Genomic DNA, 23,426 nt, shown 5'->3' with positions numbered 1-23,426 from the left:
GTCCTACCTTTGTCGCGTTCAACCCTTTGTCGCACCGGCGGTCAGGCCGGCAATGTAGTAGTCCATCAGGAAGGCGTAGATGATCAGCGGCGGCGCAGCGCCGAGCAGGGCGCCGGTCATGATCTGTCCCCAGTTGAAGACGTCGCCCTTGATCAGGGTCGTGATGATGCCGACCGGCAGCACCAGCTGATCGGTCGAGGTCGTGAACACCAGCGGATAGAGGAACTGGGCCCACGACACGGTGAAGGCAAAGATCGTCGCCGCGATCAGGCCGGGCAGGGCGACCGGGATGAAGATCCGCGTCAACGTCTGGAACCAGCTCGCGCCGTCGATGATCGCGGCCTCGTCGAGCTCCTTCGGGATCGAGGCGAAATAGCCGATCATGATCCAGGTGCAGAACGGCACCGTCAGCGTCGGATAGATGAACAGCAGGACGTACCAGCGATTGATGAGCTGGATGCCGGTCCAGTCGCCGATCACCGCGAACATCTTGAACAGGGGGATGAACAGCAGGCTGTCCGGAATAAGATAGGTCAGGAACACTCCGGTCGCGAGCGTCGCCGAGCCCCAGAACTTCATCCGCGCCAGCGCAAAGGCCGCCGGCACGCTGATCAGCATCGTGATGGTGACCACGATGATCGAGACCCACGCCGAATTCCAGAAGAAGCGGAGGAACTGGTTCGAGGTCAGCAACTCAGCGTAGTTGGAGAGCGTCGGATGATATACCCACCACGGGTTGGTCGCCGCGGAAATCTCCGCACTGCTCTTCAGCGAGGTGATCAGCATGTAGAGCGGCGGCACCAGCGAGAAGATCGCAAACAGCGTGAGAAAGAAATAGGACCAGCGCAGCGCCCAGGTCCGATCGCGGCTCATGCTGCCGTATTTGACCTTGCGGGTCGGTCCGGACTTGTCGATCGTCATCGTGCTCATCAGGATTCGTTCCCGCGTTTGGTGATGTCGCGCAGGATGAAGATCGCCGCGACCGCGAGGATCGGCACCATGAACAGCGAGACGCTGGCGCCGAGCGGAATGTCACTGCCCTCGATGCCGACGCGGAACGCCCAGGTCGCAAAGATGTGGGTGTGGTCGAGCGGCCCGCCGGCGGTCAGGATGCGCACGATGTCGAAATTGGCGAAGGTCACGATCAGCGAGAACAGCGTCGTGATCGCAATGATGTTGCGCATCATCGGCAAGGTCACATACCAGATGCGCTGCCACCAATTGGCGCCGTCGATCGCGGCCGCCTCATAGAGCTGCTCGGGCACCGATTTCAGCGCCGCCAGATACATGATCATGAAGAACGGCGCACCGTACCAGACGTTGACCAGGATCACCGAGAAACGGGCCCACATGGCGTCGCCGGTCCACGGGATCGGCCCGATGCCGAAGAACGAGAGCGTGTAGTTGAAGGCGCTGTAGGACGGATCGAACAGCCACAGCCAGGCCAGCGTGCTCATGGCCGGCGGGATCACCCATGGCACCAGCAGCATGCCGCGCCATTTGCGCTGCTTGTTGGCCGGCACGTTGTGCACGAAATGCGCGACGATGAAGCCGATCAGCGCTTTGAAGACCACTGCCGAGATCGCGAAAATGCAGGACTGCTTGACCACCAGCCAGAAGGTCTCGCGCTTGAACAGGAACTCGAAGTTGCCAAGGCCGACGAACTTGGTCATCGCCTTGTTCAGCGTCGCCAGATGCAGCGAGTAGATGGCCGGATAGATCACCAGCACGCCGATCAGGAGGATCAACGGCAGCGCCATCAGGAACGCGGACATCGATTTGCGCCGCAGCGCATTGCGCAGACCGGTGCGCCGTCGCCCGCTCGGAGCTGCGGCTGTGCGGTTGGATTGGAATGCGACGTCAACCATAACGCAGGTCCCTCGCGCGGGTTGGTTGCACGGCTCGCCGGTTCGGCGGTCGGGATGTGAAGACGAGACCTCGCGCGGCCGGCACTACGGGCGGTCGCGCGAAAGCTCGCTTGTCGTCAGCTTCGCATGAAGCCTTCACACTCGCCCTCGGCCCAGGCGAGCGTCTTTTCCATGCTTTCACCCTGGTAGTAGCGCAGGCACATCTTGGTCAGGGTGGCCTGGAAGTAGATCTGCTGCGCGACCTTGGGCGGCGCAGGCGAGGCCGCCATCGACAGCGTCTGGTGTTTGAAGGGGTTCGGGTAGTGGTAGAGCGTGCCCTTGGGCGGCCCTACCTCTTCCCAGATCTTCAACGTCGTGAGCTTTTCGTAGGCCGGCAGGTCGTAGCCGCCGCTCGCGACCACCATCTTCTCGATCGATGCCGGTTGCGACAGATGGGACAGCAGGCTCTTGGCCGCTTCCTTGTTCTTCGAGAACGACCAGATCGACCAGAAGAACGGCAGATAGGGCGCGAAGCGTCCCTTGGGTCCGGCCGGGAAGCCGTGGGTCCAGCATTGCTCCGCGACTTGCGGGGCATCGCGCTTGGCGACCGCCCACGCGCTCGGCGGGTTCATGATCATCGCGCCCTTGCCAGCGACCAACCACTTGTTGTTGGAGGCATCGTCCCATGCGGAGACGTCGGGCGGCAGGAAAGCGAGCAGCTTCTTGTAGAACTCGAGCGATTGGCGCACCGCATCGGTCTTGACGGTGAGGTTCCCCTTGGCGTCGACCAGCTGCGCGCCGAACGAGTTGAAGATCGCGCCGGCGGTGTCGACATTGTCGCTGGTTTCGCCGAGACCGATGCCGAACGGGAAGCCGGCCTTGTGGCAGGCCTCGGCCGCCTTGAGGAACGTATCGAGGGTCCAGTTGTCCGCCTTCGGCGGGCTTCCGGCCGGGTACATTTCCTGGACGTCGATGTTGGCGTGCTTCTTCATCAGATCGATGCGCGAGCAGGGGCCCTTGATCTGGCTGCCGACGCTGGCGGGAACACCGAGCCATTTGCCGTCGGCCTGGCCGAGATATTTCACCGTGCCGTTGACGTCGCCGTTCAGCTTGATGAGCGGGTCCATGATGTCGTTGACCGGCTCGAGCAGCTCGGCATTGGCCTGTGGCCACCAGGTCGGCATCTGGAAGATATCGTGACCGGATTTCGCCTGCGCCTCGGCGGCGATGGTGACGATGTTCTTGTTGCCCTGGCTGGTGATGTAGTCGATCTGGACCTCGACCTTTTCCTTGGCGGCCCATTCATTGACCAGCTCGGTGGAGGCACTGTTCGCGCCCGGCACCCAGTGATCCCAGAAGCCCATCGAGAGCTTGCCGGCTGCGTAGGCGCCACGCACGTAGGGGGCTGTAATGAGCGCCGCCGATGACAGCGCTGTCGCTGCAACGAATTCTCGGCGCGAAAGCTTCTTCCGTGACATGGCATTCCCTCCCTGGTAGCCAACGGACAAAAGACTTTTTGAATCCCGATGTTCTTTTTTGTGCGTCGCGTTCGCGCGACATCGCGGGATTTCGTTGCACCAATCAGAACAGAATTGCCGGCCGCTGTCGAGAAACGTAATGCCTGTGCCACGTAGAACTAACGTTGTGGTCAAATCGCGGGCAGTGTCGTCAGCCTCACTGCAATTTCCGGCGGTTTGCTGCACGCCTTGCGATCATGTTGCGACGCACGCACGAGTTGCCACTGATACATTCACGGACGGTGCGCCGTTGCGCCGCAGGCTTCCGGTCAAGCCTGATCGAGCCGTGTTCCGTCATGTTGATGCCCCGCGCGAGCAATAGACTTGCCGAAGCTGGAAACGATAAAGTCCGGATTCGTCGAACCTACCCCCGCGTCAGTTCTGCAATCCACCATCGATCACGGAGACCCGATCATGCTCAACCCGGTAGCGAAGCTGCGAGCGCAATGGCGATTGTGCGCCGCGGTTGGGGCCGCCACCGTCATGCTGCTTGCAGTGCCTCGTATCGGCGATGCGCAGATCGTGCAGGGCGTCGAGAAGGGCGCGCGCGAGGGCAACAAGGCCGCCGGACCGGTTGGCGGCGTTCTGGGCGGTGCGATCGGCGGCGTCGTCGGGGTGGTGACCGGCGTGACCGGGGTGTTCACCGGCAACAATGCCAACAACCCCAGCCCCAATGCTGGCGGCGGCAAGAATGCACAGGCTCCGGCCCCCAGTGACAAGCAGGGCGCCAAGGGCACCAAATCGGCCAAGGCCGCCGCCAAGGACAAGGGCGCGAAACAGCAGACGGCCGTGCTAACCCAGGATGGGGCGCCGCAGCTCACGGCTGAGCAGATGGTCGCCAACAGCGACGCCAACATCGAGCGGATCAAGACGGAGCTGAATCTAACGCCGGAGCAGGAGAAACACTGGTCCGGTTTCAACAGCGCGATGCACTATCTCGGCCACAACGGCGCCGACCGCCTCAACCTGCGCATTGCGCGCGCACAACGCGATCCGCCTGACGACATCATCGAGCAGATGCGCAATGAGGCCCAGTTCCTCAACGACCGCGCGGTCGATCAGCGCAGCGTCGCCGACGCCGCGGAGCCGCTCTTTGCGAGCCTCGACGACAAGCAGAAACAGATCTTCATCAGCGAAATGGTCCGCCTCAGCCACGAACGCGGGCTCGACTAAAGATCCATCGTCGGCGAAGTGGGGACGAATAGCCGGGCCACCAAGCCCTGGGGTAGGTTAAAGGCGCAGCACCCGGCTATTCTGCCGCAGCGGCGCGGCTCGGTTAATTCGTCATTCAATGTTGAAGAAAAACGGACCGGATCGCGCCCGAGTGATGGCCGAGTCAGGGCCTTGTCGGGAACCGCTTGCGCGACATGAAAATTGGCCGACGCACGCGCCGGCCAATTGTTGAGCAGGGGTGATCCGGCGAAGGCCGGTTCAGCTCTTCAGGAAGTTCAGTTCCACCCCGACGCCGTCGGGATCGTAGAGGAAAATCTGAGTGTCGCCGGTGCGCGGCACGATCTGCTCGCGGAACGTGACGTTCCTCGACTGCAGGCGCTTGCGCACGGCTTCGACGTCGGTGGCGGCAAAGGCGATATGGTCGAGGCGGCCGGTGTCCTCATATTTCTTCTCGGTGCCGCGCACCACGATGCCGTCGCGCGGCTTGCGGGTGCCCATTAAATGGACGGTAGCCTGGCCGCCCGAATAGAGCCAGTAGCCGGGGAAATCGAGCGGCGGCCGGTCGCCGTTCTCGAGCCCGAGCACGTCGCAATAGAACTGCTTGGTGCGCTCGAGATCCTGCGGCTCTATGGTGTAATGCTGTAGTCCGCCCAATGGCATGGTTCTTCTCCTTGAGAAATCGGGTTAAACGAAGCTGAGGTCGGCATCGACGCCGAGCATCCAGGCGCCGACGGTCTCGAAATGGCTGAACCGGCCCTGTAATTGCTGGGTCACGGTGTGGATGTCGCGGAAGCGCCGCTCCAGCGGATGGCCGTCGAAGATCGCGGTGGCGCCGGCGGCATTGTAGGCGAAGTCGACCGCCTCCCGCGCCTTGTGGATGGCATGTGTGGCCGCCATCCGGATCGTCATGCGCTGCGCGACCGTGATGCTGTTGCCGGCAACCAGGTCCTTCCAGATGTCGGCCATCGATTGCAGCAGGAACGCGCGGGCGGCGCGCAGATTGACCTCGGCCTGTGCGAGGCCGGATTGCACGACCGCGTTGTCCCGCAACGTCTTCTTCATGCCGCGCGGCACCTTGTTGCGAGCGACGTCGACGAAATTGTCCAGCGCGCTGCGGGCAATGCCGCAGGCGACCCCGGCAAAGCCGATCTGGTAGCAGGTGTGGTTGCTCATCCGGTAGAGCGGGCCGTGCTCGCGGCATTCGCGGTCGAACTCACGGGTGATCGAATGGTCCGAACGGACGAAGAGATCGTTGAGCGCGAACTGGTCGCTGGCGGTGCCGCGCAGCCCGACCGTGTTCCAGATGTCGGTCCATTCGACGTCTTCGGTGCGCACCAGCATGGTGCGTTCGACCTGCTCGCCATTGGCGTCGCGGCGCGGCGAGTCGTCCGCGGTGTAAACCGGGCAGTGGGCGCCGAGCCAGGTGGCATGCCGCCCGCCGGAGGCAAACGACCAGACCCCGGTGACGCGGTAGCCGCCTTCGCACTCGATCGCCCTGACCTTCGGGCCGGGACCCCAGGCGAGCACCGCGCGTGGGTCGGCAAACACCTCCTGCGCAACCGGCAGGTCGAGATAGGCGGCCGACATCGCGCAGCCGCCGGCCTGGCTCAGGCACCACGCCGTCGAGGCATCGCCTTTGGCGATGGTCTCAATGACATGGAAGAAGGTGACGGGATCGGTCTCGATCCCGTTGGTCGACCGCGGCAGCAGCAGGCGGAACAGCCGCGCCTCATGCAGCCGGTCGAGCAGGTCGGGCGGCAGGCGGCGCGTCATCTCGATATCGTTGGAGGCGGCCGCGACCGCTTCCCTGATCGCCTCGGCGAGCGCGATCACGTCGCGATCGCCCGCAAGATCGGCAGAAGTCACGCTCATCTTCGTCTCCCTCAGGCGCGCCGGATCGTTGCGGACGCCGCGACGTCAGCCGTCGCGTTGAGCTCCTTGTCGATCTGCTCGATCGACTTGCCCCGGGTCTCGAGCCCGAAGAACAGATAGACGGCGCCCGCCATCAGGAACCAGCAGCCGAGATAAACGAAGGCGGTCGGGATCTGGGTTAGCGGCACGTCCGGCTTGAGATAGTTGTTCGAGCCGACGATCAGGGCAAGCCCGACCGGCCCGATGATCTTGCCGATGCCGCCGAAGCCATAGGCCGAACCCATGCCCGTGGTGCGCAGATGCGACGGCCAGACCTCGGCCGCATAGGGTCCGACGATCGCAAAGCCGCCGTCGGCGAAGAAGAAGGCGGCAGCGAGCAGCAGCCAGAACGCCGACATCCCGAACAGCGTCACGTCGTAGTGATAGCCGGCAATGATCGTCAGCGCCCCGGCCCCCAAGCCGAGCAGGCCGCCGGCGACGCGCCGTCCCAGCAGTTCCGAGAACCAGGAGAACGAGATGCGGCCGAGGAAACCGGTGACGCTGAGCAGGATCATCATCTTGGCGGCCTCCTGCGGCGTCACCTTCAGGAGCAGCACGAACAGCGCGGGCGCCCAGAGTGTGATGCCGTAGACGCCGGTCTGCGCGCCGGCATTGCCGAGCCAGGAGACGATCAGGCTGCGCGGATATTTGAACAGGTCGAACCAGCTCGTCTTGACGATCGGACCGGCGTCGGCTGCGCTCGGCAATGGCAGCTCCGACGGCGACATCTGCAGGGCCCAGGCCAGCGATTTGCGGGCTTCGTCATAGCGTCCCTGTCGGCACAGCCAGCGCGGCGATTCCGGAACCCAGAGCCGGACCAGCAGCACCAGGACCGCCGGCAGCACGCCGATCGCAAACAACAGCCGCCACTGGTCGGTGCCCATGATCGCTCCCAGCACCGCGCCGAGGCCGACGCCGAGCGGGATCACGCAGGTCACGAGCCCGCCGACCCAGCCGCGCTTGTGCGAAGGCATGAACTCCTGCACCAGCGGCAGGTCGACACAATAGAGACCGCCGACGCCGACACCGACGAAGAAGCGCAGGATTGCGAGATAGACCCAGCCATTGTCGGGTGTGAAATAGAGCAGGCCGGTCGCGATCGAGAAGTTCAGAACGGTGCCGATGAAGACGATGCGGCGGCCGATCCGGTCGGCGAGCCAGCCCCAGAGATAGGCGCCGATGATGGCGCCGATGCCGGAACTCATCAGCACGGTGGCCGACTGGCCAAAGGTGAGTTTCCACGGTCCGATCAGGAACGCGAAGCACAAAGCCGATCAGAAAGTAGTCGAAGAATTCCAGCGCATCGCCGATGATGGCCGCCGCAAGGATCTTGATCTGGTTGCCGGTCAGAGTCGTCCGGCGATCGAGAATCTCGAACATGGCGCGTTTTCCCCATGGCGCCTGTTCATTGTTATCAGGAGCGTGCGTCGCGCCAGCGCTTCGCCCATAAGGTGAGGCTATCCTCGCGCCATCGCGAACGACAAGCCCGCGCTGACGCGGGGCTCATCTGCACTGACGCGATAAGCAATTCGGCCTACCGCTGCGCACAAATCGTGGTGCGAAAGCCCGATCCGGCCTGTCGGAGCCGTTGACTTCGGCAATGCCGATCGCCCACGCTTGTGTGAAGGAAATTGGGGGGAGGCTGGGTGGACGAAAAGCGCAGGCATCCGCGAACCGAGGTCAATGAACCCGGCTACGTCTCATCGGGCGGTTCGGTCATGCATTGCACGATCGTGAACATTTCGCCGGAGGGAGCCGCGATCGAGGTCGAGAATCCGGCCTTCGTCCCGCATCGCTTCCGCCTGGTGATGGCCAAGGACGCCTCTGTTGTCTACGAGTGCCAGGTGGTCTGGAGCAAGAAGACGCGGATCGGACTGAGCTTCGTGACGCCGACCTGAGCGCGGTGCGCTGCAAATCCCGGCCCCGACGTCCTGGATCGCCCGGGTTTCGTTGCTGGAACAACTGGTGGTGTGCCGATGACTCCGGAACCTGCAACGATCTGCCTCGGCTGCTGGCAAAACCTGCATATGCCGATTCCGCTGCGCGGCCCGTTGTCGGCGCCGTTCCGCCTGTTTGGCGTCAAGCCGAGCCGCATGAACCCGAACACCTGCACGCTCTGCGAGATGGCCTTCTCGAAGATCATGAAGGCGCGCGCCGTGACCATCGACGCCACCATCCTGTTCGCCGATCTGCGCGGCTACACCACGCTGACGCAGACCATCGCGCCGGACGGACTGACATCGCTGCTGGATGCGTTCTACGATGACTGCGCCGCAGCGATCTGGCGCTATGACGGCATTCTCAACAAGACGATCGGCGATGCCGTGTTCGCGATCTTCAATTTTCCGGTGCGGCGGGACGACCATGCGGTGCAGGCCTTGCTGGCCGCGCGCGACATCCAGCGCCGCTTCCAGGAAAGGCACGACGCGCTGGTGCGGACGATCGGCGCCGGCGACATCGAGATCGGCATCGGAATCGGGATGGACAGCGGGGACACCAATTTCGGTGAATTCGGCCAGACCCATCGCGACCTGACGGCGGTCGGCACCGTCGTGAACCGCGCCGCGCGCGCCCAGGCGGCGGCGAAATCCGGCGAGATCCTGGTCACGACGGCGGTGCGGGAACGAACCGGCGACATGATCACGGCAACCGGTTCCGATTACGCGCTGAAGGGCTTCGACCAGCCCGTCAGATTGTTTCCTGCGTGAATTGACGCGGCGCAAAAAAAACGACGGCTCCAGCGCGAAACTCCGCGCCGAAGCCGTCGGGGATGGTCGCTTGCCGATTACGAACGCGGCTTCAACGCGAGGCCGGCGGCTTCGTTCCAGGCCGTCTGAAAAATCTTTCGCAACCGGCGTCAGCGCCACATGCCGCGCATCCGGGCTCCGATGTCGATCGGCGGCGCGCGGCTGGCGGACGCGGTCTGCGCGGCGGCGGCGCGCGGCCAGGTGGTCCGCTCGAACATCGGCAGCAGCCGTTCCGGGATGAAACGGGTGCGCGAGGCGTACATGTGGCGGTCGCCCTTGGCAGCCTGGCCGTGGACGAAAAAGCGCTGCGGCACCAACAGGTGCAGATCGTCCTTGGCGCGGGTCATGGCGACATAGAGCAGGCGGCGCTCCTCCTCGAGTTCCGCCGATGTGCCGGCGCCGAGATCGGAGGGCATGCAGCCATCGACGACATTGAGCACGTAGACCGACTTCCATTCCTGCCCCTTGGCGGAGTGGATCGTCGACAGGATCAGGTAATCCTCGTCGAGCAGCGGCACGCCGGCCTGGTCGCTGGTTGCGTCCGGCGGATCGAGTGTGAGTTCGGTGAGGAAGCGTTCGCGTGACGGATAGCCGGCGGCGATCTGCTCTAGCTGGATGAGGTCGGCGCGGCGGACCTCGCTGTCCTCGTGGATGCGGTCGAGATGCGGCTCGTACCAGTGGCGCGCGCGTTCGATGTCAACAGGCCATTCCGAATAGCGGAGGTTCTCGATGGCCTCGACGAACAGCCGCCAGTCGGCACCGGCGCGGGGCGGGGCGGGCAGTGCTGCGAGCGCTGCGATCGGATCGGCGGCCTCGGCCATGCGGTCGAGCACGCGCTGCGCCGAGGCCGGCCCGACGCCGGGCAACAGATGCAGGATCCGAAAGCCAGCGACCCGGTCGCGCGGATTGGCGGTGAAGCGCAGCAGCGCCAGCATGTCCTTGACATGCGCTGCGTCGAGGAATTTGAGGCCGCCGAATTTCACGAACGGAATATTGCGGCGGGTCAGCTCGACCTCCAGCGGTCCGCTATGCGAGGAGGTACGGAACAACACCGCCTGGTGCTTGAGCAGCGCGCCTTCTTCGCGGTTGGCCAGCACCTGCTCGACGATGTAGCGCGCCTGATCGGCCTCGTCGCGGATCGTGACGAGCAGCGGCTTGCGGGTCGAGGTGCGGTCGGTCCACAGGTTCTTGGTGAAGCGTTCCTTGGCGAGCGAGATCACGCCATTGGCGGCCGACAGGATCGGCTGCGTCGAGCGATAGTTGCGGTCGAGCGTGACGATCTCGGCAGCCGGGCTGAACTGCGACGGGAAGTCGAGGATGTTGCGCACGGTGGCGGCACGGAACGAATAGATCGACTGCGCATCGTCGCCAACCACGGTGAGCCCGTGCCCCCCAGGCTTGAGCGCAAGCAGGATGGAGGACTGCAGGCGGTTGGTGTCCTGATATTCGTCGACCATCACATGGTCGAAGCGGCCGCCGATCTCCTCGGCCAGCGCCGTGTCCGTCACCATCTGCGCCCAATAGAGCAGGAGGTCATCGTAATCGAGCACGTTCTGCCGTTGCTTGGCTTCGACATAGGCCGCGAACAACTGCTTCAATTCGCTGGCCCAGCCTGCGCACCAGGGGAAGAACTGACCGAGCACGGTCTCGATCGGCATCTCTGCGTTCAAGCAGCGCGAATAGATCGCAAGGCAGGTACCCTTGGTGGGAAACCGGCCTTCGGTGCGGGAGAAACCGAGGTCGTGGCGGACCAGGTTCATCAAATCGGCGGAGTCCTCACGATCATGGATCGTGAAGGCCGGCTCGAGGGCGATGCGTTCGGCGAATTCCCGCAGCAGCCGCGCGCCGATGCCGTGGAACGTGCCGGCCCAGCTTAGCGCATCGGTCATGATGGAGGCGCGATCGCCGAGCACGCGCCGAGCGATGCGCTCGACGCGGGCCGGCCATCTCTGAGGCGGCGCGCCGCGAAAAGGTCATCAGCAGGATGCGGCGGGGATCGGCGCCCGCGACGATCAGATGCGCGACGCGATGGGCGAGCGTGTTGGTCTTGCCGGAGCCCGCGCCCGCGATCACCAGCAGCGGGGCGCCGACGATGCAATCCTTGCCGACCCCGTGCTCGACCGCACGGCGCTGCTCGGAATTGAGCGCATCGAGATAGGCTGTGTTGGCAAGTTCAGGCACGAATCACCCCCACAAAACGCTAACAGACATTGCGATTCAGTGGAGCCGATGCACCGGGGCGGATGCAGAGAAATTAGATTGACATTAACGCGGCGCGGCGCACAACCGCGCCATGGGTGACGTATCCAAATCCGACACGCCGCTGAAGGCGACGTTCAAGGTGCGGCTGAACGGCGAGACGGTGACGCTTGCGACCGTCGGTCAGGCCTACCGCTTCATCAGCAATCTCAGCGCCGTCGAATGGATGGAATTCCGCTCGCTGCATGACGAGGCTTTGGTTGCGCTGGAGAGGGCGGCCGGGAACGCCATGCTGACGGTGCAAGCAACCAACGCGTTGCGGACGCTGTTCGTCCGCGCAAAATTGCTTTGAAAGAAAATGGGCCGCCTTGGCCTTCCTTTGGCCTTCCGAGGCGGCCCTAGATTAGCGGCCGTAGCGCAATCCGCATCCGGCCGTCGCGTGTACCGCCGTTACCTTGTTTGCGGCCATAACGAACAGCGACTTACGAGACCACCGCCGATTCGGCTGTAGCCGCCGCACCACAATCAGGGGCCGACGTCGTCGACGAGGCGGTCATACACCAGGGCGGACCGCAGGTTCATGGTCGCGATCTTCAGATAGCCCGGTTCGCGCATGGCGTTGTTGAACATCATGATCGCCGTCTTCCAGTAACCCCGCTCGCGCTGATCGATATTCAGCGTCGACAAATAGTCCGCGGCGTCGCCGACGGTCGCGAGCGTTCGCCCGTTTTTCAGCGCGATCGGGAACGCTAGTGGCGATCGCTTCTCCAGCTCCAGCACGTAAGGCTCCCCCAAGCAAAGCAGCGATAAAGACAAAGCAGCAACGACAGAAACAGAACTAGCTGCGCCGCTATATCAAAGCCTTAAGGGGGTGTCCGGCCCGGTCGGGATGGGCAGCTCAGAAAGAGTCCGCCAGCGCGATCTCGGCCCTGAGGGCATCGATGCGCCGTTCGGCTTCCTCGGACGTCAGGTCGCGCGCGTACTGGTTCGGCTGATACGCCTCCTCGGCAAGGTTCCTCAGCCGCAGCGCCTGGGCACGGGTCATCAGCCCGCCAAGGCGCTCCGCAACCCCGCCAAACCTTACCGCTGCCATGCTCATTGCCTACCTCGTTTGCTGGATCGTGACTTGACAGTATGTTCTATTTTTGTTCTAACAAGCCATGGACAACTAGATCAATGAAATTCGTCGGAGGATCAGCACCTTGCGGGCTGAAATGACCCTGATCGAGGCGTCGATCCGGGATCAGATCAACCGCGACCTCGATTGCAGCGAGGCGTCATGCCGGCTGATGGCGATGCGGGCCGAAGTGGCTGAGCTCATTGGTCGATGGAAAGCCTCCGGCGGCGGCGACCGCCTCCCGACAGTGCGGGAGCGGCTGAGCCGAAGCTTTGCGGACCGCCCTGTTGCGACCAGTCAAGCCGACCCCCGTCAACTCGAAGAAGGGCACGCCCAAGCCGGCCCACAGCAACGCGAAGGTTTGATCGACCTGCCCGAGCTGGAGGGCGCGCCTCAGACCGGCTTGAGCCCAAATCTGGTTTCGAGGCGGGAACCGGAGCCACGGATGGGCATTTTCTTGTGGTGAGAGCCAATTCCATAGCATCGTCCAGCGCCATGATCGCCGATCCGACCGCGCCACCGCGGGCATCGATGAATGACGATCGCAGCCCGTTGCTGACGCTGATTTCCTGTATCAGCTGCATCAGGACGATGCGGCTTGAGAGCAGCCACCCGGGCACCGAGGGCAGGGATATTCTCCAGTACCGCTGCGAGCAGTGCAGCCGCATCGAGCGGGTGCAATTGGTGCGGCGAAGCTGGCCGGCAGAACGCTAGCCCTTGGTTTTTTGAGCTATTGGATTTTCGAACTAGGAGTGCGCTTTTGCCTTTGGTCTGAGCGCAACGTCCCGCGCGGCGGAATCGAACTCCTCCACAGCGCCTGCGGACGGGTTGCCCATGACGCCGCCCGAGCCTTGTCCGGTCAGTTTCGAGAGTTCGCGGCTGAGATCATGGATGCGGTACGGCTTGCGCAGGACGGGAAAGTCGGACCTCACGTCGCGTGCACTCTTGTTGTAACCGGTCGTCAGCAGGATCGGCAGCTCGGGCTTCCTGTCCCGGATCGCGCGCGCCAGCTTCAGCCCATCCATCCTGCCGGGCATCACGATGTCGCTGAACACCACATCGACCCCGTTGGCGTCGATTTCCGATAGGGCAGCTTCTGCGTTCGACGCCCAGCGCACGGTGTAGCCGAGCTGTTCGAGGAGGCCCGTGCTCGCATCGGCGACAGCGGGATTGTCCTCGATCAGCAGGACGATTGCGGAGCCGCGCACGCTGTGGTCCGCGGTCGTACGCTTTGCGGCAGCGGTCCCGCGGGGCAGGTAGATGCTGACCGTCGTGCCCTTGCCGAGCGTGCTTGCGATCTCGACCCGGCCGTCGGCCTGGTGCGCAAAACCGTGGACCTGGGACAGTCCGAGGCCGGTCCCTTTGCCGACCGGCTTGGTGGTGAAGAACGGGTCGAAGACCTTGCTCAGCACGTCCCCGGGAATGCCTTCGCCGGTATCGGCCACGCTGACGGCGACCTCGACGGTCTCGGGTACGTTGCGGGCCGAAACGGTCAGCGTACCGCCATTAGCCATCGCGTCCCGTGCATTGACCACAAGGTTGATCAGCGCGGTCTCAAACTCGTTCGGGTCGACGAACACCGTCCAGAGATCCGCCTGGATCTCCATGTTCAGCTTGATCGCGCCGCCGAGCGCGCTGCTCAGGACCTCGCGCACCGCGGCGATCCTGTCGGCGACGTCGACGGTCTGCGGATTGACGCTCTGACGGCGCGCGAAGGTGAGCAGCTGGCTGGTCAGGGAGGCGGCACGCTCGGAGGCGGTGTCGATCGCGCTGAGCGCGAGCTGGCCGCGCTCGCTCGTCACCTCGCGCTTGATCCGGTGCAGATTGCCCGAAATGATCATCAGCAGGTTGTTGAAATCGTGCGCGACGCCGCCGGTCAATTGACCGAGCGCATCCATCTTCTGCGACTCCGCCAGCTGGCGCTGCACCAGTTCGAGCTTCTGTTGCGCCTCACGCCGCTCGGAAATGTCCCGTGTGATCTTGGCAAAGCCGACCAGGCTGCCGTCGCTGTCGCGGATCGGATCGATCACGACGCTGGCCCAGAAGAACGAGCCGTCCTTGCGGACCCGCCAGCCATCCTCCTCGTAGTGCCCGGTGTCTTCCGCGATCTTGAGCGCGCGGGCCGGCTTGCCCGCCGCCTGGTCGGCCGGCGTATAGAACCGCGAGAAGCTCTTGCCGATGATCTCGTCTGGCGAATAGCCCTTGATGCGCTCGCCGCCGGCGTTCCAGTTGGCGACGATGCCGGCCGGCGTCAGCATGTACAGGGCGTAGTCGGTGACGTTGCTCACCAGCAGGCGGAACTGGCTTTCGCTGGCATCGAGATCCGCGCGCGCTTGCTGCCGCTCGGTGATGTCGCGGGTGACCATGGCGTAGCCGACCAGCTTGCGCTTCTCGTAAATCGGGTCGATGACGACAGAGGCGTGGAATTGCGATCCGTCCTTGCGAACGCACCAGCCCTCCGCCGCGGCATGCTTTTCCGTCCGCGCCATCTGCAGGGCCTTGGCGGGAAGGCCGCATGCGCGATCCTCAGCGGGATAGAGGACCGAGAAGTGCTTGCCGAGGATGGCTTTGGCCGAATAGCCCGTGATGCGCGCGGCGCCCTTATTCCAGTTGGTCACCCGTCCATCGGGAGCGAGCATGCAGATCGCGTAGTCGATCACGCCTCCGGCTAACAGCCGAACGTCGCGCTCGCTGTCGAAAATGCCGCGCTTGAGTCGATCCGATTTCTTAACCATCACAAATCCTGCCATCGGCCGGAACGTTTCGGAGAGGCGAATGTTCCAATGCGATCACATGCGACCGTGAGGACCAGGCAATACGAACGGCTTACGCCGCTTTGCGAAGAAGTTCCAATCCGCGTTGGAACTTTAGGTTCCATTAGCGATTAAGCTACTCGCTTTGCGTCACAAATGGCGGTTTTGGCGTTTTCCCGCTTGAATTGAACACGGGCAGTCATTCTTATGGTCACACTGGCTTTTCCGAGTCTCTCGACAGGGGGCCAGCGCGTAGGGGAAATTCCATGACCGATCTCGGTTCGCCGCCTCGTCCCCGTGCCGATACCCGCCGCGCCCAATCATCCAACGGAAGCCTCGATTCCTCGCACGACCTGCTGCAATCCCTGCAGGCGATGCGCGGCGGCGACTTCTCGGTTCGGATGCGTGGCGACTATCTCGGGATCGACGGCAAGATCGCCGACGCCTTCAACGAAATCGCCGCGGCGAACGAGCGCATGGCGCAGCAATTGGCGCGCGTCGGACAGGTCGTGGGCCGCGAGGGGCAGACCCGCCAGCGCGTCAATTTCGGCCTCGCCAGCGGCGCCTGGGCCGATATGGAAAGCTCGGTCAATACGCTGATCGACGATCTCTTGTGGCCGACCCGCGAGGTCACGCGGGCGGTCGCCGCGGTGGCGCAGGGCGACCTGCTGCAGACCGTGCAGCTCGACGTCGAGGGCAGGCCGCTGCGCGGCGAATTCCTGCAGTCGGCGAACATCGTCAACACGATGATCAAGCAACTCTCGGTATTCACCTCGGAGGTCACGCGCGTGGCCCGCGAAGTCGGCACCGAGGGCAAGCTCGGCGGCCAGGCCCAGGTGCCGGAAGTGACCGGCGTCTGGAAGGACCTGACCGAGAGCGTCAACTCGATGGCCAACAATTTGACCGGCCAGGTCCGCAACATCGCCGAGGTGACGATCGCGGTCGCCAATGGCGACCTGTCCAAGAAGATCACGGTCGACGTCCGCGGCGAGATCCTGCAGCTGAAGGAAGCCATCAACACGATGGTCGATCAGCTCCGCTCGTTTGCCTCGGAAGTGACGCGCGTGGCGCGCGAGGTCGGCACCGACGGCAAGCTCGGCGGCCAGGCCATCGTGCCCGGCGTCGCCGGCACCTGGAAGGATTTGACCGACTCGGTGAACGCGATGTGCGGCAACCTGACCGCCCAGGTCCGCAACATCGCCAACGTGACCACGGCGGTGGCGCGCGGCGACCTGTCACGCAAGATCACGGTCGACGTCAGCGGCGAGATCCTCGAGCTGAAGGACACCATCAACACGATGGTGGACCAGCTCAACTCGTTCGCCTCGGAAGTGACGCGCGTGGCGCGCGAGGTCGGCACCGAAGGCAAGCTCGGCGGCCAGGCGCAGGTGCCCGGCGTCGCCGGCACCTGGAAGGACCTGACCGACAACGTCAACTTCATGGCGTCGAACCTGACCGCGCAGGTCCGCAACATCGCCGACGTCGCGACCGCGATCGCCGGCGGCGACCTGTCGAAGAAGATCACGGTGAACGTGTCGGGCGAGATCCTTCAGCTGAAGGAAACCCTCAACACGATGGTCGACCAGCTCAACGCCTTCGCGTCGGAAGTGACGCGCGTGGCGCGCGAGGTCGGTACCGAAGGCAAGCTCGGCGGCCAGGCCAACGTGCTCGGCGTCGCCGGCACCTGGAAGGACCTGACCGACAACGTCAACTTCATGGCGTCGAACTTGACCGCGCAGGTACGCAACATCGCCGGCGTCACCACCGCGGTCGCCAATGGCGACCTGTCGAAGAAGATCACGGTGGACGTGCGCGGCGAAATCCTCGAGCTGAAGGACACCATCAACACGATGGTGGACCAGCTCAACGCCTTCGCCGGCGAAGTGACGCGCGTGGCGCGCGAGGTCGGCACCGAAGGCAAGCTCGGCGGCCAGGCCGAGGTGCGCGGCGTTGCTGGCACCTGGAAGGATCTGACCGACAGTGTCAACTCGATGGCCTCGAACCTGACCGCGCAGGTCCGCAACATCGCGGAGGTTGCGACCGCGGTCGCGAAGGGCGACCTGTCTAAGAAGATCACGGTGAACGTGTCGGGCGAAATCCTTCAGCTGAAGGAAACGCTCAACACCATGGTCGACCAGCTCAACGCCTTCGCCGGCGAAGTGACGCGCGTGGCGCGCGAGGTCGGCACTGACGGCAAGCTCGGCGGCCAGGCCGAAGTGCCCGGCGTCGCCGGCACCTGGAAGGATCTGACCGACAGCGTCAACTCGATGGCCGGTAACCTCACGGCACAGGTCCGCAACATCGCCGAGGTCGCGACCGCGATCGCCGGCGGCGACCTGTCGCGCAAGATCACGGTCGACGTGCGCGGCGAGATTCTTCAGCTGAAGGAAACGCTGAACACGATGGTCGACCAGCTCAACCGCTTCGCGGGCGAGGTGACGCGCGTGGCGCGCGAGGTCGGCACCGACGGCAGCCTTGGCGGCCAGGCCAACGTGCCCGGCGTCGCCGGTACCTGGAAGGATCTGACCGACAGCGTCAACTCGATGGCCGGCAATCTCACGGCGCAAGTCCGCAACATCGCGGAAGTGACGACCGCCGTGGCGCGCGGCGACCTGTCACGCAAGATCACGGTCGACGTGAAGGGCGAAATCCTCGAGCTGAAGAACACCATCAACACGATGGTCGACCAGCTCAACGCCTTCGCCGGCGAAGTGACGCGCGTGGCGCGCGAAGTCGGCACCGAGGGCAAGCTCGGCGGCCAGGCTGAAGTGCCCGGCGTCGCCGGCACCTGGAAGGACCTGACCGACAACGTCAACTTCATGGCGTCGAACCTGACCGCGCAGGTCCGCAACATCGCCGAGGTCGCGACCGCGATTGCCGGCGGCGACCTGTCGAAGAAGATCACGGTGGACGTGCGCGGCGAGATCCTGCTGCTCAAGGACACCCTGAACACGATGGTCGAGCAGCTGCGCTCCTTCGCCGCCGAAGTGACGCGCGTGGCGCGCGAGGTCGGCACCGAGGGACGGCTGGGCGGCCAGGCCGTGGTGCCCGGCGTCGGCGGCACCTGGAAGGACCTCACCGACAACGTCAACCTGCTGGCCGCGAACCTGACCACGCAGGTCCGCAACATCGCCGAGGTGACCACCGCTGTGGCGCGCGGCGACCTGTCGCGCAAGATCACGGTCGACGTGAAGGGCGAGATCCTCGAGCTGAAGAACACCATCAACACGATGGTCGACCAGCTCAACGCCTTCGCCGGCGAGGTGACACGCGTGGCGCGCGAAGTCGGCACCGAGGGCAAGCTCGGCGGCCAGGCCGAGGTGCGCGGCGTCGCCGGCACCTGGAAGGATCTCACCGACACCGTCAACGTCATGGCGGCGAACCTGACCGAGCAGGTGCGCGGCATCGTCAAGGTGGTGACCGCGGTCGCCAACGGCGACCTGAAGCAGAACCTGACGGTGAAGTCGAAGGGCGAGGTGGCCGCGCTCGCCGACACCATCAACAACATGACCGAGACGCTCGCGACCTTCGCCGAGCAGGTCACCAGCGTGGCGCGCGAGGTCGGCGTCGAGGGACGGCTCGGCGGTCAGGCCAACGTGCCCGGCACCGCCGGCACCTGGAAGGATCTGACCGGCAACGTCAACCTGCTGGCGGCGAACCTGACCTCCCAGGTGCGCGCGATCGCGGAAGTAGCGACCGCCGTGACCAAGGGCGACTTGACGCGCTCGATCCAGGTCGACGTACGCGGCGAGGTCGCCGAGCTCAAGGACAACATCAACACAATGATCGGCAACCTCCGTCTCACCACGGAGCGCAACACCGAGCAGGACTGGCTGAAGACCAATCTGGCGCGCTTCACCAACATGCTGCAGGGCCAGCGCGATCTTGCGACCGTCGGCCGTCTGCTGCTGACGGAGCTGGCGCCGCTGATCAACGCGCATATGGGCGTGATCTACCAGGTCGACAATCCCGAGAATGCGCAGCTGCGGCTGTTGTCGGCCTATGCCAGCGACAGCAGCAACCCGCATCCGCAAATCGTCCAGTTCGGCGAGGGATTGATCGGTCAGTGCGCGCTCGACAAGCGGCAGCGCTTTGTCTCCGATATTCCCGGCGATGCGGTGCCGATCAATTCGGCGTTGATGCGGGTCATGCCGAAGAACCTCGTCGTGTTCCCGGTGCTGTTCGAGAACCAGGTCAAGGCGGTGATCGAGCTGTCCTCGATCTCCTCGTTCACGACGTCGCAGATCACCTTCCTCGAACAGCTCACCGACAGCATCGGCATCGTGCTCAACAGCATCGAGGCGACGATGCAGACCGAGGCGCTGCTCAAGCAGTCGCAACAGCTCGCCGGCGAGCTGCAGACCCAGCAGAAGGAATTGCAGCAGACCAACGATCAGCTCGAGCAGAAGGCCCAGCAGCTCGCCGAGCGCAACGTCGACGTCGAGCGCAAGAACCAGGAAATCGAGCAGGCGCGGCGCGCGCTGGAAGAGAAGGCGACCGAGCTGTCGCTGACCTCGAAGTACAAGTCCGAATTCCTCGCCAACATGTCGCACGAGCTGCGGACGCCGCTGAACTCGATCCTGATCCTTGGCCAGCAACTCACCGAGAATCCAGACGGCAATCTGACCGGCAAGCAGGTCGAGTTCGCCCGCACCATTCATGGTGCCGGCACCGACCTGTTGAACCTGATCAGCGACATCCTCGATCTCTCCAAGATCGAGTCCGGCACGGTGACAGTCGATGCCGAGGAAATTCTGACGTCGAGCCTGCTTGAGACGGTAGGACGGCCGTTCCGGCACGAGGCGGAGAACCGGCATCTCGCCTTCAGCATCGATGTCGACGCCAATCTTGCGCGCAGCATGGTCACCGACTCCAAGCGGCTGCAGCAGGTGCTGAAGAACCTGCTCTCGAACGCGTTCAAGTTCACCGCGGAGGGCGGTGTCAGCCTGACGGTGTCGGCCGCGCTCGGCGGCTGGAGCGCCGAGCATCCGATCCTCAACGCGGCGCCCGCCGTCGTTGCGTTCGAGGTGTCGGATACCGGCATCGGCATTCCCCAGGAGAAGCAGAAGCTGATCTTCGAGGCGTTCCAGCAGGCCGACGCCGGCACCAGCCGCAAATATGGCGGCACCGGTCTTGGCCTTGCCATCAGCCGCGAGCTGGCGGGCCTGCTTGGCGGCGAGATCCATCTGCGCAGCGCACCAGGCAAGGGCTCGACCTTCACGCTCTATCTGCCGCTCAAATATGCCGGACCGTCGGCCGGGCTGCGCCCGCAGGCTCAGCCGCTACAGATGCCGCACACCACGGCACCGTCGCTGCAGGCAGCGGGCACGCAGGAGCGTGTGATCGAGCAGCTTCCGGATGACCGGCTCAATCTCGAGCCCGGCGACACCATCCTTTTGATCGTCGAGGACGATCCGCATTACGCGCGCGTCCTGATCGATCTGGCGCGCGACAAGGGCTTCAAGGTTCTGGTCGCAGCCCGCGGCGCCGAGGCGCTCGATCTCGCCAAGCAGTTCCAGCCGAGCGCGGTCTCGCTCGACGTCTTCCTGCCGGACATGCTGGGCTGGACCGTGCTGAGCCAGCTCAAGCACAATCCACTGACCCGTCACATTCCGGTCCAGATCATTACGCTCGACGAGGACCGGCAACACGCGCTGGCCCGCGGCGCCTTCTCCTTCGTCAACAAGCCGACCACGACCGAAGGCGTCAGCGCAGCGCTGTCGCAGATCAAGGAATACGCGAGACCCCGCCGCAAGCGCCTGCTGATCGTGGAGGATAATGCGGCGGAACAGCTCAGCATCACCGAGCTGCTCGGGCACGAGGATATCGAGATCGTGACCAGCGGCACCGGGGCAGGGGCGCTCTCGACGCTGCGCGAAAATCCGTGCGACTGCGTCGTGCTCGATCTACGGCTGCCCGACATGAGCGGTTTTGAGGTGCTGGATCAGATCCGCCAGGACGAAATGCTCTCCAATATTCCCGTTGTCGTGTTTACGGGCCGGGAACTTTCGGCCGAGGAAGACGCGGAACTGCACACGATGGCGCGCAGCATCGTCGTCAAGGGTGTGGAATCGCCGGAACGGCTGCTCGATGAAACGTCACTGTTCCTGCACCGTGTGATCACGGAATTGCCCGTCGAAAAACAGAGAATGCTGGAGAAGCTCAACAGTTCCGATGAGGATCTGATTGGCAAGACGGCGCTGCTGGTCGACGACGACGCCCGCAACATCTTCGCGCTGTCGAGCGTGCTGGAACGGCGCGGTATGAAGGTGTTGACCGCGACAACGGGTCATGAGGCGATCTCGCTGGTCGAATCCAACCCGAAGATCGCGATCGTGCTGATGGACATCATGATGCCGCAGATGGACGGTTACCAGACCATCGGCGCTATCAGGCAAAATCCCGCCTTTTTGCGGTTGCCGATCATTGCGCTGACCGCGAAGGCGATGAAGGGCGACCGCGAGAAATGCCTGGAGGCAGGCGCGTCCGACTATCTGGCGAAACCCGTCAACACCGAGCAACTGCTGCTGGCGATCCGCATGTGGCTGCACCGCTGATCGGCGATCGAATATGATGGACCATGAAAAGGTAAACATCCTTCTGGTCGATGACCAGCCGGCCAAGCTGCTGGCTTATGAGGTGATCCTGAAGGAGCTCGGCGAAACGCTTGTCGCCGCATCGTCGGGCCGCGAAGCGCTCGAATTCCTGCTCAAGAACGAAGTCGCGGTCATCCTGGTCGACGTCTGCATGCCCGAGCTCGACGGCTTCGAGCTCGCAGCGATGATCCGCGAGCATCCGCGTTTCCAGAAGACCGCGATGATCTTCATCTCGGCGATCCAGGTCAGCGATATCGACCGGCTGCGCGGCTACGAGATGGGCGCGGTCGATTACGTGCCGGTGCCCGTCGTGCCCGAGGTGCTGCGGGCGAAGATCCGCGTGTTCGCCGAGCTCTACCGCAAGACCCGCCAGCTCGAACGCCTCAATTCCGAGCTCGAGGACCGTGTGCGCGCGCGCACCGCCGAGCTCGAGCAGTCGACCACGCGGCTGGTCGAAAGCGAGGCGCGCCGCAGCATGGCGATTGCCGCCGGCAAGATGGGCTCGTGGGACTGGGATTGGGTCAACGGCGACTGGATGTGGGACGAGGGGCAATACAAGATCTTCGGCGTTGACCCGAAATCCTTCGCGCTGACCTCCGACAATATCCAGGCGCTGTTTCACCCCGACGATGTCGAAGAACTACGGCAAGCCTGGGCCGGGTTCGGTGACGGGCAGACGTCGTATGAAGCCGAATTCCGCGTCATGCGGCCGGACGGCGAGGTGCGCTGGTGTGTCGGCACGGCTGCGGCGACCAGCGACAGGAATGGCAGGGTGGTGCGGGTCAGCGGCGTCACCGTCGACATCACCGATCGCAAGAAGGCCGAGGAACGGCAGACCCTCCTGACCCGCGAGGTCGACCATCGCGCCAAGAACGCCCTCGCGCTGGCGCAATCGATCGTGCGGCTGACGCGCGCGCAGAACGTCACCGCCTATGTGCGGGCGGTCGAGGGCCGCATCACGGCGCTGGCGCGCGTCCATACTGTGTTGTCGCTGTCGAGCTGGCAGGGCGCCGAAGTCCGCCGGCTAGTGACCGAGGAGATCGCGCCCTATTCCGAGGCCGGCCAGATCCAGATCGCCGGCGGCGAGGTGCAGTTGCAGCCCGCGACCGCACAGACGCTGGCGTTGGCGCTGCATGAGCTCGTCACCAACTCCGCGAAATACGGCAGCCTGTCGGTGTTGTCGGGCCGGCTCGCGATCACCTGGGAAGTGCACGACGAGACGCTGATCCTGGCTTGGGTGGAATCCGGCGGGCCGCTGGTGACCAAACCGAAGCAGAAAGGTTTCGGCACGCGAAGCGTGATCGCCAGCATCGAGACCCAGCTCGGCGGACGGGCCGACTTCGACTGGCGCGCCGAAGGCCTAATATGCCGGCTCACGGTTCCTCTCAAGCCGCCGCTTGGAGAGACGCCGGCGTTTCGCGAGCCGTCGGCAGCCGAGCGCAAGCCTGTGGTCATTTCCAGAGCCGTGTAGCGCAACTCGCGAAGCGCGCGTCGATTGATGTGACGACGTCTCCCCAACGGACATTGATGCGACGACATTGTGAACGCGGCCGGCGGTCGAATTGC

18 protein-coding genes and 1 pseudogene are annotated in these 23,426 nt (G+C 64.1%); 9 read left to right on the top strand and 10 right to left on the bottom strand.

Annotated features, from left to right (window positions below):
* Window positions 1–18: 18 nt before the first annotated feature.
* The 3 genes from K359_RS0125540 to K359_RS0125530 form a co-directional block, all read right to left on the bottom strand.
* On the bottom strand, window positions 19–930 hold the full coding sequence (locus K359_RS0125540; protein ID WP_029081855.1) for a carbohydrate ABC transporter permease: 912 nt from the start codon (window positions 928–930) through the stop codon (window positions 19–21).
* Entirely contained in the window at window positions 930–1,868 is a 939-nt protein-coding gene (locus K359_RS0125535; RefSeq protein ID WP_029081854.1) for a carbohydrate ABC transporter permease, read from the bottom strand. Before K359_RS0125535 ends, K359_RS0125540 begins: the two co-directional genes overlap by 1 nt.
* 116 nt (window positions 1,869–1,984) lie before the next feature.
* The gene (locus K359_RS0125530) at window positions 1,985–3,325 is read right to left on the bottom strand and encodes an ABC transporter substrate-binding protein (RefSeq protein ID WP_029081853.1); all 1,341 of its coding nucleotides are present in this window, start codon (window positions 3,323–3,325) and stop codon (window positions 1,985–1,987) included.
* 453 nt (window positions 3,326–3,778) lie between these two features.
* On the opposite strand from K359_RS0125530, the gene K359_RS0125525 reads away from it, so the two are divergent.
* Window positions 3,779–4,537 (top strand): Spy/CpxP family protein refolding chaperone, encoded by a 759-nt coding sequence (locus tag K359_RS0125525; protein WP_029081852.1) that lies wholly within the window; start codon window positions 3,779–3,781, stop codon window positions 4,535–4,537.
* 258 nt (window positions 4,538–4,795) lie between these two features.
* Here the strand turns inward: K359_RS0125525 and K359_RS0125520 are convergent, their stop codons facing one another.
* From K359_RS0125520 to K359_RS53030, 3 genes are read right to left on the bottom strand one after another with little or no spacing between them, the layout of a single operon-like run.
* A complete protein-coding gene (locus tag K359_RS0125520; RefSeq protein ID WP_029081851.1) occupies window positions 4,796–5,197 on the bottom strand; it encodes a VOC family protein in 402 nt (133 codons plus the stop codon).
* Window positions 5,198–5,221: 24 nt separating this feature from the next.
* Entirely contained in the window at window positions 5,222–6,409 is a 1,188-nt protein-coding gene (locus tag K359_RS0125515; RefSeq protein WP_051346404.1) for an acyl-CoA dehydrogenase family protein, read from the bottom strand.
* 11 nt (window positions 6,410–6,420) lie between these two features.
* Window positions 6,421–7,653, bottom strand: coding sequence for an MFS transporter (locus K359_RS53030; RefSeq protein WP_198031183.1), 1,233 nt, complete (start codon window positions 7,651–7,653; stop codon window positions 6,421–6,423).
* Here K359_RS53030 and K359_RS63400 point away from each other — a divergent pair.
* The 3 genes from K359_RS63400 to K359_RS0125500 all read left to right on the top strand — a co-directional run bounded on the left by K359_RS63400 (window position 7,640) and on the right by K359_RS0125500 (window position 9,156).
* Complete coding sequence (locus K359_RS63400) at window positions 7,640–7,903, top strand: hypothetical protein (RefSeq protein WP_198031182.1); 264 nt, start codon at window positions 7,640–7,642, stop codon at window positions 7,901–7,903. The genes K359_RS53030 and K359_RS63400 overlap by 14 nt on opposite strands.
* Window positions 7,904–8,094: 191 nt before the next feature.
* Window positions 8,095–8,346, top strand: coding sequence for a PilZ domain-containing protein (locus K359_RS0125505; protein WP_029081849.1), 252 nt, complete (start codon window positions 8,095–8,097; stop codon window positions 8,344–8,346).
* Window positions 8,347–8,424: 78 nt separating this feature from the next.
* The gene (locus K359_RS0125500) at window positions 8,425–9,156 is read left to right on the top strand and encodes an adenylate/guanylate cyclase domain-containing protein (RefSeq protein ID WP_035977103.1); all 732 of its coding nucleotides are present in this window, start codon (window positions 8,425–8,427) and stop codon (window positions 9,154–9,156) included.
* Window positions 9,157–9,305: 149 nt separating this feature from the next.
* On the opposite strand, the pseudogene K359_RS53025 reads toward K359_RS0125500, so the two are convergent.
* A pseudogene (locus K359_RS53025) lies at window positions 9,306–11,376 on the bottom strand (ATP-dependent helicase).
* Window positions 11,377–11,488: 112 nt separating this feature from the next.
* On the opposite strand from K359_RS53025, the gene K359_RS0125490 reads away from it, so the two are divergent.
* The gene (locus K359_RS0125490) at window positions 11,489–11,746 is read left to right on the top strand and encodes a hypothetical protein (RefSeq protein ID WP_029081847.1); all 258 of its coding nucleotides are present in this window, start codon (window positions 11,489–11,491) and stop codon (window positions 11,744–11,746) included.
* 173 nt (window positions 11,747–11,919) lie between these two features.
* Here the strand turns inward: K359_RS0125490 and K359_RS0125485 are convergent, their stop codons facing one another.
* Both K359_RS0125485 and K359_RS53020 read right to left on the bottom strand, forming a co-directional pair.
* Complete coding sequence (locus tag K359_RS0125485) at window positions 11,920–12,174, bottom strand: hypothetical protein (protein WP_029081846.1); 255 nt, start codon at window positions 12,172–12,174, stop codon at window positions 11,920–11,922.
* Window positions 12,175–12,292: 118 nt separating this feature from the next.
* A complete protein-coding gene (locus tag K359_RS53020) occupies window positions 12,293–12,493 on the bottom strand; it encodes a DUF3072 domain-containing protein (RefSeq protein WP_035977071.1) in 201 nt (66 codons plus the stop codon).
* A 115-nt stretch (window positions 12,494–12,608) separates the two neighbouring features.
* Here K359_RS53020 and K359_RS53015 point away from each other — a divergent pair, with 115 nt between their 5' ends.
* Together K359_RS53015 and K359_RS0125470 are read left to right on the top strand one after the other, a co-directional pair.
* A complete protein-coding gene (locus K359_RS53015) occupies window positions 12,609–12,977 on the top strand; it encodes a hypothetical protein (RefSeq protein ID WP_035977070.1) in 369 nt (122 codons plus the stop codon).
* A gap of 29 nt (window positions 12,978–13,006) precedes the next feature.
* Window positions 13,007–13,225, top strand: coding sequence for a hypothetical protein (locus K359_RS0125470; RefSeq protein WP_029081845.1), 219 nt, complete (start codon window positions 13,007–13,009; stop codon window positions 13,223–13,225).
* Between the two features lie 32 nt (window positions 13,226–13,257).
* Here K359_RS0125470 and K359_RS53010 read toward each other — a convergent pair whose 3' ends face one another.
* A complete protein-coding gene (locus K359_RS53010) occupies window positions 13,258–15,246 on the bottom strand; it encodes a PAS domain-containing sensor histidine kinase (protein ID WP_051346418.1) in 1,989 nt (662 codons plus the stop codon).
* A 284-nt stretch (window positions 15,247–15,530) separates the two neighbouring features.
* Between K359_RS53010 and K359_RS0125460 the strand changes: the two genes are divergently transcribed.
* Window positions 15,531–21,821 carry a HAMP domain-containing protein gene (locus K359_RS0125460; protein WP_035977066.1) on the top strand — a complete coding sequence of 2,097 codons (6,291 nt, stop codon included), beginning with the start codon at window positions 15,531–15,533 and terminating at the stop codon, window positions 21,819–21,821.
* Window positions 21,822–21,837: 16 nt separating this feature from the next.
* Window positions 21,838–23,331 carry a sensor histidine kinase gene (locus K359_RS0125455; protein WP_035977064.1) on the top strand — a complete coding sequence of 498 codons (1,494 nt, stop codon included), beginning with the start codon at window positions 21,838–21,840 and terminating at the stop codon, window positions 23,329–23,331.
* The last annotated feature ends 95 nt before the right edge of the window (window positions 23,332–23,426 follow it).

It is taken from the genome of Bradyrhizobium sp. th-b2, from assembly GCF_000426785.1.
Classification (GTDB): Bacteria; Pseudomonadota; Alphaproteobacteria; order Rhizobiales; family Xanthobacteraceae; genus Bradyrhizobium; species Bradyrhizobium septentrionale.
The sequence above is the reverse complement of the archived record's forward strand: the minus strand, read 5'-3'. Positions and strand labels throughout refer to the sequence as shown.

Excerpts from the sequence above, each read along its gene's own strand:
- K359_RS0125540 (WP_029081855.1), bottom strand. The coding sequence starts at position 930 with ATGAGCACGATGACGATCGACAAGTCCGGACCGACCCGCAAGGTCAAA.
- K359_RS0125535 (WP_029081854.1), bottom strand. The coding sequence starts at position 1,868 with ATGGTTGACGTCGCATTCCAATCCAACCGCACAGCCGCAGCTCCGAGC.
- K359_RS0125530 (WP_029081853.1), bottom strand. The coding sequence starts at position 3,325 with ATGTCACGGAAGAAGCTTTCGCGCCGAGAATTCGTTGCAGCGACAGCG.
- K359_RS0125525 (WP_029081852.1), top strand. The coding sequence starts at position 3,779 with ATGCTCAACCCGGTAGCGAAGCTGCGAGCGCAATGGCGATTGTGCGCC.
- K359_RS0125520 (WP_029081851.1), bottom strand. The coding sequence starts at position 5,197 with ATGCCATTGGGCGGACTACAGCATTACACCATAGAGCCGCAGGATCTC.
- K359_RS0125515 (WP_051346404.1), bottom strand. The coding sequence starts at position 6,409 with ATGAGCGTGACTTCTGCCGATCTTGCGGGCGATCGCGACGTGATCGCG.
- K359_RS63400 (WP_198031182.1), top strand. The coding sequence starts at position 7,640 with ATGCCGGAACTCATCAGCACGGTGGCCGACTGGCCAAAGGTGAGTTTC.
- K359_RS53030 (WP_198031183.1), bottom strand. The coding sequence starts at position 7,653 with ATGAGTTCCGGCATCGGCGCCATCATCGGCGCCTATCTCTGGGGCTGG.
- K359_RS0125500 (WP_035977103.1), top strand. The coding sequence starts at position 8,425 with ATGACTCCGGAACCTGCAACGATCTGCCTCGGCTGCTGGCAAAACCTG.
- K359_RS0125490 (WP_029081847.1), top strand. The coding sequence starts at position 11,489 with ATGGGTGACGTATCCAAATCCGACACGCCGCTGAAGGCGACGTTCAAG.
- K359_RS53020 (WP_035977071.1), bottom strand. The coding sequence starts at position 12,493 with ATGAGCATGGCAGCGGTAAGGTTTGGCGGGGTTGCGGAGCGCCTTGGC.
- K359_RS53015 (WP_035977070.1), top strand. The coding sequence starts at position 12,609 with ATGACCCTGATCGAGGCGTCGATCCGGGATCAGATCAACCGCGACCTC.
- K359_RS0125470 (WP_029081845.1), top strand. The coding sequence starts at position 13,007 with ATGATCGCCGATCCGACCGCGCCACCGCGGGCATCGATGAATGACGAT.
- K359_RS53010 (WP_051346418.1), bottom strand. The coding sequence starts at position 15,246 with ATGGTTAAGAAATCGGATCGACTCAAGCGCGGCATTTTCGACAGCGAG.
- K359_RS0125460 (WP_035977066.1), top strand. The coding sequence starts at position 15,531 with ATGACCGATCTCGGTTCGCCGCCTCGTCCCCGTGCCGATACCCGCCGC.
- K359_RS0125455 (WP_035977064.1), top strand. The coding sequence starts at position 21,838 with ATGGACCATGAAAAGGTAAACATCCTTCTGGTCGATGACCAGCCGGCC.